Genomic DNA, 13,929 nt, shown 5'->3' with positions numbered 1-13,929 from the left:
GAGCCGGTGCCGCCCCTCGGGGCGGGACCGGAGACGCTAGGCTCAGGCGGCGGCGACGGCCTGGTCGGGTTCGACCGCCTCGGCCATCGCCCAGAGATCGGACAAAGCCACTTCCGTGTGTGCCGGTACGTCCTGGGCGGGATGGTCGCTGCGCCAGTGCGCACCGCGGCTCTCCCGTCGCGACAGCGCCGAGGCCGCGATGGCGAGGCCGGTGAGGGCGGCGTCGCAGCCGCCCCGCGCCGCCGGAGCGAGGTGGCGCACCGCCTCCGCGAGCCCCTCCGCCTCGCGGACCACGCCGACCTGACGCTCCATCACGGCCCGCAGGGTCTCCCGGTCGGCGTCGATGCGGGACGAAGCGGCCTCGGCCCGGGCATAGCCTGGAGCCGGCACCGCGGACATGGCCTCGGCGATCCACGGCGCGAAGGCCATGGCCTCCAGGAGCGAGTTGCTGGCGAGACGGTTGGCGCCGTGCAACCCGGTCGAGGCGACCTCGCCGCAGGCGAACAGCCCCGGCACCGTGCTGGCGCCGGTCCCGTCCACCTTCACGCCACCCATGTGATAGTGCGCCGCCGGCCGGACCGGGATCGCCTGGGTCCTCGGGTCTATGCCGCCGCCGGCGCAGAGGCCGGCCACGGTCGGAAACCGCGTGGCCATGCGGGCTCCGAGTTCGCCCCGGCAATCGAGGAACACCCGGGCGCCGCGCGCCTGCGCCTGGAAGATGCCGCGTGCCACCACGTCCCGCGGGGCGAGGTCACCGCCGGCGATTCCGGCCATCACCGGGGCACCGGTCTCGTCGATCAGCCGTGCCCCTTCGCCGCGCAGGGCCTCGGTGGCCAGGGGCATCGGATCGGCGCCCGTGGCGATGGCGGTGGGGTGGAACTGCACGAACTCCATGTCGCGCAGCACCGCGCCGGCTCGGGCGGCCAGGGCGAGGCCGCGCCCGGTCGCACCGCGCGGATTGGTGGTCGAGGCATAGAGCGCTCCGACCCCGCCGGTGGCGAGCACCACGGCCCGGCCCGGCAGGGCGAAGCGGGCTCCGTCGTGCTCGCAGACCACGCCGGCCACGGCACCGCGGGCGTCCCGCATCAGGTCGCGGGCCGAGGCGACGAGGACCGTGACGGAGGGCGTCCGCTCCACGACCCGGACCAGGGTCTCCAGCACCATCCGCCCGGTGGAATCCCCCCCGGCCCGGACGATCCGGCGGCGCGAGTGAGCCGCTTCGAGGCCGAGGGCGAGGGCACCGGCGGCATCCCGGTCGAAGGGCGCCGCGAGGCCGACGAGCCAGTCGATCAGGCCAGGTCCGGCCGCGGCGACGCGCAGGGCGACGTCGGCCTCGGTCAGGCCCGCGCCGGCCGCCACCGTGTCGGCGGCGTGCAGGGCCGGGGCGTCGTCGTGTGCCATGGCGGCGGCGATGCCCCCTTGCGCCCAGCCGGTCGCCGTGCCGACCCCGAGGGGGGAGGCCGTGACCAGGGTGACGGGGCGCGGCGCGAGGCGCAGGGCCGTGGCGAGGCCGGCGATGCCGGCGCCGATCACGATGATCCGGTCCGACCCCGGAAGCGTGAAGGAGAACGGAGCGTGCGCGTTCATCGGGTGCGCACCGCGAGCATGCGTTCCACCGCCATCCGGGCGCGCTCGGCGAGTTCCGGCTCCACCGTGACCTCCTGGGTCATGGTCTCCAGGGCGCGACGGATGTTCTTCAGGCTCATGCGCTTCATGTGCGGGCACAAGTTGCAGGGCTTGATGAACTCGATGTCGGGGTTGGCCGCCGCGATGTTGTCGCCCATGGAGCACTCGGTCACGAGCACCACCTGCTTGGGACGCTTCTCCAGGACGAAGTTCATCATCATCGCGGTCGAGCCCGAGAAATCGGCCTCGGCGACGACCTCGGGGGGGCATTCCGGGTGGGTGATGACGGTGACGCCCGGATAGCTCTCCCGGACCTCGCGAATGTCGGCGGGCGTGAACTGCTCGTGGACCTCGCAGTGCCCGGCCCAGGTGAGGATCTCGACCTCCGGCACCATCGCCTGGACGTTCTGAGCCAGGAACTCGTCCGGGATCATCAGCACGCGCGGTGCGTTCAGCGAGCGCACGACTTCGACGGCATTGCCGGAGGTGCAGCACAGGTCCGACTCCGCCTTCACTGCCGCGGAGGTGTTGACGTAGGTCACGATCGGAACGCCCGGATACTTCTCCCGCAGGCCGCGCACGTCCGCCGCGGTGATCGAGTCGGCGAGCGAGCACCCGGCGCGGCTGTCCGGGATCAGCACGGTCTTGCCGGGATTCAGGAGCTTGGCCGTCTCGGCCATGAAGTGGACGCCGGCGAGCACGATCACGTCGGCATCGACCGTCACGGCCTCGCGGGCCAGCGCGAGGCTGTCGCCCACGATGTCGGCCACCGTGTGGAAGATCTCCGGCGCCTGGTAATTGTGGGCCAGGATCACGGCATTGCGCGTCTTCTTCAGCTCGAGGATGGCAGCGACATCCTCAGCCAGGGCCGGCCACTCGATCGCCGGCACGTGACGGCTCACGCGCTCGTAGATCTCGGGAAGGGGAAAGCCCGTGGGAAGCCCCCGGAAAGCCGGGCCGATCGGGAGACTGGTCGCCGCCATTGACGCGTCCTCACTTATGCTCAATCTGAGCATTGTGCCGACTAACGTAGGCGGCCCGGATCGCCTTGTCCAGATATGCAGGGTTTGAGCATAACGTTTTTGCGATGCGAAAATGACGCTGCGGCGCAAACGTCATTCGCTCAGGCGGTGGCGTCAGGCCGGCCGGCGGGCGGGGCGCAGGCGGAAGCCCGGGGCGGGCCGCTCCAGCAGCACCTCCCGCCGGAAACGCACGAGGCGTGCGGGGCGGCCGGTCGCCCCGCTGGTCACGTCGTCGGTTTCCTCCACCAATCCCTGCTGCGCCACGAGGCGGCGGAAATTCTGCTTGTGAAGGTTGGTTCCGGACAGGGCTTCCACCGTGCGCTGGAGCTGGAACAGCGTGAAGGTCGGCGGCATCAGTTCGAAGACGACGGGACGGTACTTGATCTTGCCGCGGAGCCGACCGATCGCGGTGGCCAGAACCCGGCGATGATCGAGTGCCATGGGCTGGCCCGTGATCGCGAGATCCGATTCGCTGGCCTCGCCGCACTGGCCCTGCGCCTCCGGTATCAGGCCTGCCTCGAACAGCAATTCGTAGCGCTCCAGCACCCGTTCCTCGTTCCAGGCGCCGCCGCACAGCCCGAAGGTCAGGCCGAGGCGGTCCTCGCGCCGGCGGCGCAGCTTCGGATCGGTCGCCTGCTCGGCCCAGGCCAGGAGCTTCGTTTCGATCTCGCCGAGCGCTTCGGGACGGCCCTCCCGCCAATCCTCCCAGGGAAGGTAGCGGTACCAGTTGCGCCAGGAGGCTTCCGCGAGGCCGCCCGGGCGCACCTCGCGCACCAGGGCGAGGTAGGCCACCGACAGGGAGTGCAGGCCGCCGGCATCGTCGCCCTGCCGGTCGCGGTCGCCGAAGGTGTAGAGTTGCTCGACATAGCCCAGGCGCTGGTGGGTCTGGCGCTCCACCCAGGCGCGCAGGCCGCGCTCCAGGGTCGGGTGCTCGGGCACCAGGGGACCCGCTGGCAGGCCGTCCGAGCGGCCCTTGGCCTGGCTGCCGACCTGGACGGTCAGCGCCCGCGGCTCGCCGTCGGTGGCCGCGATGATCACGGCCACGAGTCCGACGGCGGACGGATTGGAGAGCGCACCCTCCGCATCCCGCTGGATCTCCTCCGCCGTGGTCACGCGCCCCGATCCCCGCCCGCTATCCGTTTCATCCGGTTCGACTGTCACCTGCTCATGGCACATCGCGACGGTGTGATGAACGCGGAAAAACCGTGCCGGCGAATTCGTCCCACATCCGGGTTCGGCTGGTGCCTCAAACCTGGCTGCGCGGGAGGGCGCGCGCCGGGTTGCCCACGACCGTGGTGCCTTCCGCGACATCGCGGGTGACGACGCTGCCGGCCCCGACGATGGCGTGATCGCCCACGGTGATGCCGGGCAGAAGGATCGCCCCGCCGCCGATCCAGACATTGCGGCCGATCCGGATCGCCCGGGCGAATTCCAGCCCGGCCTCGCGCGGGCCCGGCTCGCGCGGATGGTCGGGGGTGAGGATCTGGACTCCAGGCCCGATCTGGGTGCGGTCCCCGATGCTCACCGGGGCGCAATCGAGGATGACGCAGCCGAAGTTGAGGAAGACGTGGGCGCCGAGGCTGATGTGCAGCCCGTAGTCGCAGTGGAACGGCGGCCGGATCACCGCGCCCTCCCCGACGGCGGCGAGCCGCTCGCGCAGCAACTCACGCCGGACCGCCGGCGTCTCGGCCAGGGCCGCGTTGTAGCGCTGCATCCAGGCCTTGCAAGCATGGCTGTCGGCGTGAAGCTCCGGATCGTCGGGATTGTAGACCTCGCCGGCGAGCATCTTCTGCTTCTGCGTCAAGTTCATGCGAGGTGCGGCTCCTGCCCGTGAGGATTCGGATCCGGGGATGAACGCGAGGAACCTCCGAAGGCTCCGTCTGGCGCGACGGGCTTCCGATGACGGGAGCGCGGTCCTACACTGGGATCGAACGGTGACGAACCGGGGGGAAGTGCAGCGTGATCGGACGGGACGAAGCCATCGGCCGGGGGCGGCCCGTCGACCTGCGGCTCTACGGCCTCCTCGACACCGGGGTGTCCGGCTTCGATGGCGGGCGCCTCGCCGCGATGGCGGCGGAGGCGGTGCGGGGCGGGTGCACGCTGCTGCAGTACCGGGAAAAGTCCATCGCGGATGCCCGCGCGGCCCTGGCGCGGATCCGGGCGATCCAGGCCGCGCTCGCGGGCACCGGCGTGCCGCTCCTCATCAACGATCGGGTCGACTTGGCCCTGGCAGCCGGCGTCGAGGGGGTGCATCTCGGCCAGAGCGACCTCCACCCCGTCGACGCGCGCCGTCTCCTCGGCCGTGAAGCGATCATCGGCCTGACCCTCAAGACCGGCACCCAGGCCGACGAGCTCTACCGCCTGCCGGTCGATTACGCCTGTATCGGCGGCGTGTTCGCGACGAACAGCAAGGACAATCCCGACCCGCCGGTCGGCCTCGACGGCCTCGCACGCATCATCTTCCGCGGACGCCTCGCCCGCGGCGCCGCCTTCCCCCTCGGGGCGATCGCCGGCATCGACGCCAGCAACGCGGCGGCCGTCATCAAGGTCGGAGCGGACGGAATCGCGGTGATCTCGTCGCTGTTCGCCGGCGAGTCGGTGGAAGGCCGCGCCCGCGACCTGCGTTTCCGCGTCGATTCCGCCCTCGCCGCGCGGGGTGTCGCGGCCTAAGCTTCCCCCAAGACCGAGGAAGCGACAGGACCGCCACGCCATGACCCCCATCGCCGTCACCATCGCGGGATCCGATTCGAGCGGCGGGGCCGGCATCCAGGCCGACCTGAAGACGTTCGCGGCCCTCCGGGTCTACGGGGCGAGCGTCATCACCGCCCTGACCGCGCAGAACACCCGCGGGGTTCAGGCCATCCACGACGTGCCCGCCGACTTCGTGGCGGCGCAGATCGACAGCGTGTTCTCCGATCTCGCCGTCGGCGCGGTGAAGATCGGGATGCTGTCGCAGGTCGCCACCATCGAGGCGGTGGCGGCGGGTCTGGCGCGCCATGCGGGCTCGATCCCCATCGTGCTCGATCCCGTGATGGTCGCCACGTCCGGCGATCGGCTGATCTCGGAGGCGGCGGTGGACGCCCTGCGCCGCCACCTCCTGCCGCTCGCCGACCTCGTCACGCCGAACCTGCCCGAGACCGCGACCCTGATCGGCGAACCCACCGCCGAGACGGAGAATGCCGCCGTGGCGCAGGGCCGACGTCTCCTGGCCATCGGCGCCAGGGCCGTTCTGGTGAAGGGCGGGCACGGTGAGGGCGAGGAGAGCGTCGACCACCTGATGGGCAGCGACGGAACACTCCGGCGCTTCGCCGCCCCGCGCACCCGCACGCGCAACACGCACGGCACCGGCTGCACCCTCTCGGCGGCGGTGGCGGCTGGCCTCGCCCGGGGTCTGCCGATGGTCGAGGCGGTGGCGCAGGCCAAGCGCTACGTCTCCGCCGCGATCGCGGGTGCCGACGGCGTCACGGTCGGGCAGGGGCATGGCCCGGTGCACCATTTCCATGCCCTCTGGGTCTGACCGCGCCTTGCGCCGATCCGCCGTTTGCGTTTGAAGTAACGCACAAGCGTCCGGTTAATGGAACGGATGCGTGGATGTCGGATCAGATGGACGACCAGTTGACGACGCCCGATCGCGGGCGGCAGCGGGACATACTCACCGGGGCGCAGGTGCTTTCCGGACAGCTCGGCAAGACGATCCAGCGCCTGCGCAAGGCCTACAACCTGTCGCTGTCGGAGCTCGCCGAGCAGTCGGGGGTAGCCAAGTCGATCATCAGCCAGATCGAGCGCAACGAGACGAATCCGACCCTGGCCACGATCTGGCGCCTGAGCCAGGCCCTCGACGTCTCGATCGAGCGGGTGCTCGCCACCAGCGACGAAGAGCCGTTCATCGAGAAGACTTCGCGCGCAGACACGCCGATCCTGGTCTCGGACGATGGAAAGGTCCGGCTCGCCATCATCGGCTGGATCAAGACGGTTGAGTGGCTGCAATGGTACGACCTGACCGCCGATCCCGGCGGCCTGCTCGATTCCGATCCGCATCAGCGCGGCTCCGTCGAGTCGCTCACCGTCACATCCGGTCTGCTCGAGGTCGAGGTGGCGGGCACCGTCCAGAGAGCGCGGGCCGGCGAGACCCTGCGCTACCGCTGCGACAGGCCGCACACGGTGCGCTGCATCGGGCCCGAGCCGGCCAAGGCCATCATGGTGGTGATCATGAAGGCGGCCGTGATGGAATGAGGCCGGCGATGGGGCCGAGGCTCCGGCGGCTCAGCGGCCGGAATTCACCCAGGCGACCATCTCGCCGAGCACCCGCGCCAGGGCGGCGTCGAGCCCCACCGCGGCGCTGCCGGCATCGACCTTCGGCACCGGCACGCGCGCGGTGAAGATCCGGGCGGCGACGATCTTCCCGGTACCCTCGGTGATGATCTTGGCGGAGATGTCGACCACCGCCTCGCCGGTACCGGCCGCGATGTCGAAGGCCCGGATCTCGCTGATCAGCTGGTAGTCCGAAACGATCTTGTCCCCGGGTCGGCTCACCGACTTCAGGCGGCCCGAATTCTCGAGACTCTGGATCAGCCGCGTCTGGATCAGGCGCGGCAGGCGGTCGGCCCACTGGCCGCCGCCGAGAAAGGACAGGGCGCCCCCCGGCTCGCGCACGATGATGCGGTCGGCCTCGAAGGGCTGGATGCCCACCGGTTCGGCCACGGTGAACGAGCGCGCCGCGCCGACGGCCCGCCCGGTGGACGGCAGAGCTGCGAGATCGAAGGTGAGCGGCACCGCACCGCCGCCGCAGCCGCCGAGGCTGGTGGCGAGGAGCATCGCGACGAGCGCGGGGGCCGTCCGGTGGAAAGTCATACGCATTTTGGAAACCCGTCGCCGCACTGACGCGCAGCGTGGCGGTAAACTAACGCAAGTCCGGATTGTTGCCGTGCGCCGCGGCACCCTGGCCCGGACGGCGGTCGCTTCAGCGACCACCGTTGTATTCCGGCAACGATGGCTTGCCGCCGAAGATGACCTGCGAGGGGTCGCGCTCCAGGCTCTTCACCGTGCGGTTCAGGGTGTTCAGCGTGCGCTGGCCATCGGTCGACAGGGCTTCGACCTCCCGGCGTCCGGTGCCGCTCAGGCGGTTGAAGCTGGTGGCGATGTTCGAGGTGCGCTTGTCGAGATTCTCGGAGAGGGTCCGGAAGGCCCGTCCGGCGTCGCGGACGGAGATCGCCGCCTCGCGCACCTCGGTGAAGGTGCTGGTGCCCGCAGAGCCGGAGGCCGAGCCGAGGAAGCCCTCGGCCCCCTTCAGGACGGCATCGACGCGGTCGGCGGAGGCGTTGAGCTTGGCCGCCAGGGAGCGCGCGTCCTTGAGGGCGCCCTCAATGTCGGGGCTCCCGGCGGCGAGGGCACCGGAGAACCTCTCGGCATTGTCGATGACGCGGTTCAGCTTCTCGCCATCGATCGCCCTCACGAGCCCGCTCACCGCCGGGCCAGCCTCCGCGAGCGTCTTCGAGAAGGCTTCCACGTTGGCCAGGGTGCGGGTGATCGCGCCCTCGTTGCCGGCCACCACCTTGTCGAGGCGCTGGAGGACGTCGTCGGCCCGCTGGGCGATCTGCTTGGCCGCCGCCATCATGTCCTGGATGTCGGAGCTGTCGGCGAAGATCGTCGGCATCTGGTCGCCCGAGCCGGGCGTCAGGGCCGGGGCATCGGCGTTGCCGCCCGACAGCGAGATCGTCGAGACGCCGGTCAGCATCGCCGAATCGAGGCGGGCCCGGGTATCGGCGCGCAGAGGGGTGGTGCGCTCGACCTCCACGATGGCGACGACGCGGCGCGGGTCCTGCGGCAGCAGGCGAACGTCCATGACCTCGCCGACCTTGATGCCGTTGAAGGCCACGGTCGACCCCTTGGCGAGGCCGCCGACGGTGCCGGAGAACACGATGCGCACGGCCTGCCGGACCTGGCTGCGGGAACCGCCCTGGAGCCAGAACACGAAGCCGAAGGCCGCCACCACGACCGCGAGGGTGAAGGCGCCGATCAGGGCGTAGTTCGCACGAGTCTCCATCGGATCAGCAATACCTTGACGGGGTGGGGCGCGGGCGGTGCGCGGCGGCACGCTGGGGGCGGCGGGGGTCAGGCCGGCGCATGATGCCTGCCTGGCGAGACGACCGCGCGTCCGCGCTTGCCGTGGAAGTAGGAGCGGAGCCAGGGATGGTCGCTCTCCAGCATCTCCTCGATGGTTCCCTGCGCGATGATCTGGCCGTCGCCGAGGGCGGCGATGCGGTCGCAGGCGGTGTAGAGGCTGTCGAGGTCGTGGGTGACCATGAAGACGGTCAGGCCGAGCGTCTGCTTCAGGGTCGCGACGAGTTCGTCGAACTCGCCGGCGCCGATCGGGTCGAGGCCCGAGGTCGGCTCGTCGAGGAACAGGATCTCGGGGTCGAGGGCGAGGGAGCGGGCGAGGGCCGCGCGCTTGATCATGCCGCCCGACAATTCGGAAGGCAGCTTGTCGGCCGCATCCGGCTTCAGGCCGACCATCTCGATCTTCAGGCGGGCGAACTCGTCGAGGAGGCGCTCGGACAGGTTGAGATGCTCACGCATCGGCATCTGGATGTTCTGCTTGACGGTGAGCGCCGAGAACAGCGCGCCCTGCTGGAAGAGAACGCCCCAGCGCTGCTCGATCTGGCGCCGCCGGGCCACGGTGAGGCCGTCCACGTCCTCGCCGAACACCTCGATCGTGCCGGCCCGCTTCGGGACGAGGCCGAGGATCGTCCGGGTGAGCACCGATTTGCCCTGGCCGGAGGGTCCGACGAAGCCGAGGATCTCGCCGCGGCGGATGTCGAGGTTCAGCCCCTTCATCACGATCTTGCTGCCGAAGCCGACCACGAGGTCGCGCACGCGGATGATCGCCTCCGGGGCGGCGGAGGGCGCCGTGTGTTCGAAACGCGTCTGAAGGTTCGGGACGGACACGGTCTGGCGACCCTCAGAAGTCGATCGCGGCGAAGAAGACGGCGAACAATCCGTCGAGGACGATCACCATGAAGATAGACTTGACGACTGAGGCCGTGACGTGGCGGCCCAGGGACTCGGCCGAGCCCTCCACGGCGAATCCCTCGATCGTCGCGATGATGCCGATGATCAGCGCCATGAACGGCGCCTTGATCAATCCGACGGCCACGTGGTGCAGGGAGACGGCGGCTTGAAGCCGGGCCAGGAACGCGTCGACCGTCATGCCGCCGTAGAGCGCGGCGGTGAGGCCGCCGCCGGCCAGGGCCGCGAGCGAGGCGAGGAAGGTCAGGATCGGCAGGCCGATCACCAGGGCGAGGATGCGCGGGACGATCAGGATCTCGATCGGATCGAGGCCCATGACCCGCAGGGCGTCGACCTCCTCGCGCATCCGCATCGAGCCGATCTCGGCGGTGAAGGCAGAGCCCGAGCGACCCGCCACCATGATCGAGGTGAGCAGCACGCCGAGCTCGCGCAGGATGAGGAGCCCGATGAGATTCACGACGAAGCTCTGGGCGCCGAAGCGCTGGAGCTGGAAGATTCCCTGCTGGGCGACGATTCCGCCCACGAGGAACGAGATCAGCACGATGATCGGGACGCCCCGGAAGGCGACCTGTTCGATCTGATTGACGAGGGCCGTGCCCCGAAAGGTGCCGGGCCGGGCCGCGACGCGGATGCAGGCGGTCACGACCTCCCCGAAGAAGGCGAGGCCCGTGACGAGGTCGGACTTGGCGCCCACGACCCTCCGGCCGAGATCGTCGAGGAAGCCGAAGACGCGTCCGCGCCGTGGCGGCGGCGGTTCGGCGGCGCGCAGCTTCACCTCGCTCAGGAGGATCCGGTGCTCGGGCGTCGCGCCCGCATAGGCCAGTCGGCCACCCGCAGCCTCGATCTCGGCACGGGTTCGCTCCAGCACCCAGGCGCCGAGGGTGTCGAGGCGGGCGATCCGGCTCAGGTCGACCAGGAGGGACGTGCCCGCGGCGCTGTCGGCGATGCGCGCGGCGGCGACCTCCACGGATGCGCCCTGGTCGGCGGTCCAGCGTCCGGACAGGCCGACGCGCCCGCCCTCGAGGATCGCGGCGTCGGCAGCTTCCGGGTTGGTCCTGATCTCGGCTCTAGCCAATGACGCCGCACTCCATGCCGCGCTCACGTAACACCGATCACGGTTACCGGACGGTCAAGGTTAATCGGGTTGTCCTGCCCCCTGACCCACAATCGTGGTGCTGTGAAGGCTGAAAGCGCGGGCGGCCTGCGCGGCGCGTGCCACGAGGCACAGGCCGAGAGCGGCCAGCGGCGCCATCAGCACGAAGGCGAGGGGCCCGCCACCGGCCTGATAGGCGGCGCCCGTCATCAGCGTCGCGCTGGCCGAAGCGAGGGCACCCGCCGAGCTGACGGTACCCTGCGCCCGGCCACGGGCGCCGTCGGGCGCGAAGCGCGACACCGCCGCCATGGCGCCGAGCTGCGTCGCCCCGAAGGTGAGGCCGTGCAGCACCTGCAAGGCGATCACCGGCGCGAGGCGGTCCCCGAAGGAGGCCATTCCGACGGCCCGCAGGAGAGCGGCACCCCCGCCGAGGCCGAGCAGCACGAACGGGTTTCGCCAGCGCGCGGGCAGGCGGCCGATAAGTGCGAACAGCAGGATTTCGGAGGCGACGCCGATGGCCCAGAGCGTGCCGATCCACGACGTCGCGATCCCGTGGGTGCTCCAGTGGATGCTGCCGAAGGCGTAGATCGCCGCGTGGCTCGACTGGATCAGGGCCGCCGCCGCGATCGAGAGCCACAGGACGGCGGGCAGGCGCGGCCGACCCTCCTCGGGACGGCGCGGCGGGGCCGGTGGCGCGTCGACCCGGGCCATCAGCACCACGGCGGCGGCGATCAGCGCCAGCACGGTGAGCAGGAGGGGAACGGCGAGCCGCTCACCCAGGGCGCCGAGGGCGGCTCCGCCGGCAAAGTTCGCCAGGAGGAAGCCGACGGAACCCGCCATCCGGATGCGCGCATAATCGAGGCGCCGGCTTCGCCGTACGGCGCTCAGCGTCAGGTAGTCGATGCTCGGGACCAGGGGCGCGGCCGCGACGGCGTTCAGTGCGATGAGGAGGGCGAGCAGCGGCCATCCGAGGGCGGCGCCCGTCGGCATCAGCAGATAGGTCCCGGCCAGGACGAGGCTTCCGACGAGCAGGATGCGACGGGCGTCGACGCCCCGATCGATCAGCCCGACCAACGGCGCGGTGGCCACGATGCGGATCGCGATCGGCAGGGCGAGCAGGGCACCGATGACCGTGGCGTCGAGGCCGAGAGCGTTGAGCCAGACCGGCATGAACGGCATCGCGATGCCGATCTCGACGAAGACCACGGCATAGAGCACCGATAGCCGAAACGCGTTCGGCTCCGGAACGGCGGGAAGCGGGTCAGACACAAGGACCGGACTGGGACGAGGAGAGCCTGTGAGAACGTCGCGTCAGGCGGAAGCTGCGTAAAGCCGGCGTTAAAACGATCCTGTCAACCTGAGAGAGCTCGGACCCGGCTACCGTATGCCGGCCCCTGTACGGCCAAGGACACGTGCTTGATGTCGAGTTCCCATTCGCTGACGTCGGTCGACATCTCGGAATACGACCGCATCGAAGCGGCGATGACCGAGAGCGAGCGTGGCCGCTGGTTCCTCGATGCCTATCTGCGCCGCAACCGCACCAGCGATACCGGAATCCTCCTCGATGCGATCGCGCGGCTGGAGAGCGTGGTCACCAATGACCGCGAGAGCAGCCAGATCGGGCGGGTTCGCGGCGACGTGATGGACATGGCGCACGCCATCGCCCGGACCAAGGCCGAGATCGCGGCCATCAATGCACCCGACCAGGACCAGAGCCGGCTCGGCGGGGCCTCCGCCGCCCTCGACGCCATCGTGCGTTCGACCGAGCGCGCCACCTCCGAGATCCTCAGCGCCGCCGAGAGCGTGCAGGAAGCCGCCTGGACACTGCGCGAGTCCGGCTCCGATGCCGCGATCTGCGACGAGCTCGATCGCCGCGCCACCGCCATCTACACCGCCTGCTCCTTCCAGGACCTCACCGCCCAGCGGACGGCGCGCATCATCCATACCCTGCGCTACCTCGAGGAGCGCCTCGCCGCCATGATGGCGATCTGGGGCGATGCCCTCGACCCGGTCCCGGCGGGACCCGGCGGCCCGGGCACGCCCGAGGTTCCGGCCGATCTCTGCCAGAGCGACGTCGATCGCTACATCGACATGGACTCCTCGTCCGCCGAGCCGGTGCCGCCGCTGTCGCCGACCCTGCGCCCCGTGCCGAACGATCCGTCCGCCGAGGACGACATCGTCTTTCTCGAAGCGACCGACGCCGTCGGGATTGTCGCTGCCGAGTCGAGCCCTGAGTTCTCGGACGAAGCCGAGCCGGAGGTCGCAGCGCTGGACGTCGACGTGCCGTCCGCTGCGCCCGCCGCCGCGGAATCCACGCCTGCGGATGACCCGGATCTCGCCGATATGGCGGCCCTCGCGGATGCCGGGATGCAGACCGAAGCCGACCCCGAAACAGCTTTCGAGGCGGCCGCGCCCGAGGAAACCGATCCGGTCAACGATCGTCCGGCTATGCCGACGGCGACCACCCTGCAGGTCTCGGAGCACGCGCAGACCGATATCGCGACGGCCTTCGCGGAGATCGACGCCCTCTCCGACGACGAGAAGCGCGCCCTGTTTTCCTGACATGCCGGGCCATGAGCGGCGCGGGGTCGCGCCGCCGATCGCGGGCGCGCATGGTCGCGGCGCGGCTGCTACAACGCTGCCATGCCCGCCGCCCAAACCCTGCATCTCCTGAAACTCTGTGTCGGCCCCGCCAGCATCGGCGAGCTGGAGGAGCGCATCGCCCGCAACCGCGATGCCGCCTTGCGTGAGGGCCGCGACCCCGCGCCGGTCCACACCACCCGCATGGTGCCGACCCGCGCTGGCGACATCGCCGGCCGCGGTTCGATCTACTGGGTGATCAAGGGCACGCTGCTGTGCCGCCAATCCATCGCCGCCATCACGCCCTTCACCGACACGGATGGAATCGGGCGCTGCCGGCTCGTCCTGAGACCCGACGTGACCGCCGTCTCACCGCGCCCGTGCCGCCCGTTCCAGGGCTGGCGCTACCTGAAGGCGGAGGATGCGCCGGCCGACCTCGACGCCCGCACCGCCGGCGGGCTCGCCGAGATGCCCGAGGCCCTGCGCCGCGAACTCGCCGGCCTCGGCTTGATCTGAGCGGACAGCGCACAGACGAGGAACCCCCGCCGTCCGGGGGGAGGGCGGGGGTCCGTTCGTTTCGCC

At 70.6% G+C, this 13,929-nt stretch carries 14 protein-coding genes; 5 read left to right on the top strand and 9 right to left on the bottom strand.

What is annotated here, in order from left to right; genetic code table 11:
* Nucleotides 1–42 precede the first annotated feature (42 nt).
* The 4 genes from AC0IWM_RS08630 to AC0IWM_RS08615 all read right to left on the bottom strand — a co-directional run bounded on the left by AC0IWM_RS08630 (nt 43) and on the right by AC0IWM_RS08615 (nt 4,458).
* A complete protein-coding gene (locus AC0IWM_RS08630; RefSeq protein ID WP_471754307.1) occupies nt 43–1,587 on the bottom strand; it encodes an L-aspartate oxidase in 1,545 nt (514 codons plus the stop codon).
* Complete coding sequence (nadA, locus tag AC0IWM_RS08625; protein ID WP_471754305.1) at nt 1,584–2,609, bottom strand: quinolinate synthase NadA; 1,026 nt, start codon at nt 2,607–2,609, stop codon at nt 1,584–1,586. The genes AC0IWM_RS08630 and nadA overlap by 4 nt, the downstream gene beginning before the upstream one ends.
* A 153-nt stretch (nt 2,610–2,762) precedes the next feature.
* Nucleotides 2,763–3,824 (bottom strand): NUDIX hydrolase, encoded by a 1,062-nt coding sequence (locus AC0IWM_RS08620; RefSeq protein ID WP_471754303.1) that lies wholly within the window; start codon nt 3,822–3,824, stop codon nt 2,763–2,765.
* Between the two features lie 70 nt (nt 3,825–3,894).
* Nucleotides 3,895–4,458: a sugar O-acetyltransferase gene (locus AC0IWM_RS08615; RefSeq protein WP_471754301.1), complete on the bottom strand. Its 564-nt coding sequence runs from the start codon at nt 4,456–4,458 to the stop codon at nt 3,895–3,897.
* Between the two features lie 149 nt (nt 4,459–4,607).
* Between AC0IWM_RS08615 and thiE the strand changes: the two genes are divergently transcribed.
* The 3 genes from thiE (at nt 4,608) to AC0IWM_RS08600 (ending at nt 6,881) form a co-directional block, all read left to right on the top strand.
* Nucleotides 4,608–5,318, top strand: coding sequence for a thiamine phosphate synthase (thiE, locus tag AC0IWM_RS08610; RefSeq protein WP_471754299.1), 711 nt, complete (start codon nt 4,608–4,610; stop codon nt 5,316–5,318).
* A gap of 40 nt (nt 5,319–5,358) precedes the next feature.
* Nucleotides 5,359–6,165 carry a bifunctional hydroxymethylpyrimidine kinase/phosphomethylpyrimidine kinase gene (thiD, locus tag AC0IWM_RS08605; protein WP_471754297.1) on the top strand — a complete coding sequence of 269 codons (807 nt, stop codon included), beginning with the start codon at nt 5,359–5,361 and terminating at the stop codon, nt 6,163–6,165.
* Between the two features lie 86 nt (nt 6,166–6,251).
* Nucleotides 6,252–6,881 (top strand): helix-turn-helix domain-containing protein, encoded by a 630-nt coding sequence (locus tag AC0IWM_RS08600; RefSeq protein ID WP_056476384.1) that lies wholly within the window; start codon nt 6,252–6,254, stop codon nt 6,879–6,881.
* 30 nt (nt 6,882–6,911) lie between these two features.
* Here AC0IWM_RS08600 and AC0IWM_RS08595 read toward each other — a convergent pair whose 3' ends face one another.
* From AC0IWM_RS08595 to AC0IWM_RS08575, 5 genes are all read right to left on the bottom strand, one after another.
* A complete protein-coding gene (locus tag AC0IWM_RS08595) occupies nt 6,912–7,499 on the bottom strand; it encodes an ABC-type transport auxiliary lipoprotein family protein (RefSeq protein ID WP_471754608.1) in 588 nt (195 codons plus the stop codon).
* A gap of 109 nt (nt 7,500–7,608) precedes the next feature.
* Nucleotides 7,609–8,691 (bottom strand): MlaD family protein, encoded by a 1,083-nt coding sequence (locus AC0IWM_RS08590; RefSeq protein WP_471754295.1) that lies wholly within the window; start codon nt 8,689–8,691, stop codon nt 7,609–7,611.
* 68 nt (nt 8,692–8,759) lie between these two features.
* The gene (locus AC0IWM_RS08585) at nt 8,760–9,482 is read right to left on the bottom strand and encodes an ABC transporter ATP-binding protein (protein WP_471754606.1); all 723 of its coding nucleotides are present in this window, start codon (nt 9,480–9,482) and stop codon (nt 8,760–8,762) included.
* A 124-nt stretch (nt 9,483–9,606) separates the two neighbouring features.
* Nucleotides 9,607–10,749 (bottom strand): ABC transporter permease, encoded by a 1,143-nt coding sequence (locus AC0IWM_RS08580; RefSeq protein WP_471754293.1) that lies wholly within the window; start codon nt 10,747–10,749, stop codon nt 9,607–9,609.
* A 60-nt stretch (nt 10,750–10,809) separates the two neighbouring features.
* Nucleotides 10,810–11,985 carry an MFS transporter gene (locus tag AC0IWM_RS08575; RefSeq protein WP_471754291.1) on the bottom strand — a complete coding sequence of 392 codons (1,176 nt, stop codon included), beginning with the start codon at nt 11,983–11,985 and terminating at the stop codon, nt 10,810–10,812.
* 201 nt (nt 11,986–12,186) lie between these two features.
* Here AC0IWM_RS08575 and AC0IWM_RS08570 point away from each other — a divergent pair, with 201 nt between their 5' ends.
* Entirely contained in the window at nt 12,187–13,329 is a 1,143-nt protein-coding gene (locus AC0IWM_RS08570) for a hypothetical protein (RefSeq protein ID WP_471754289.1), read from the top strand.
* 81 nt (nt 13,330–13,410) lie between these two features.
* The gene (locus AC0IWM_RS08565; RefSeq protein WP_471754287.1) at nt 13,411–13,863 is read left to right on the top strand and encodes a DUF1489 family protein; all 453 of its coding nucleotides are present in this window, start codon (nt 13,411–13,413) and stop codon (nt 13,861–13,863) included.
* Nucleotides 13,864–13,929 lie beyond the last annotated feature (66 nt).

This window comes from Methylobacterium sp. AC433, assembly GCF_979253015.1.
The sequence above is the reverse complement of the archived record's forward strand: the minus strand, read 5'-3'. Positions and strand labels throughout refer to the sequence as shown.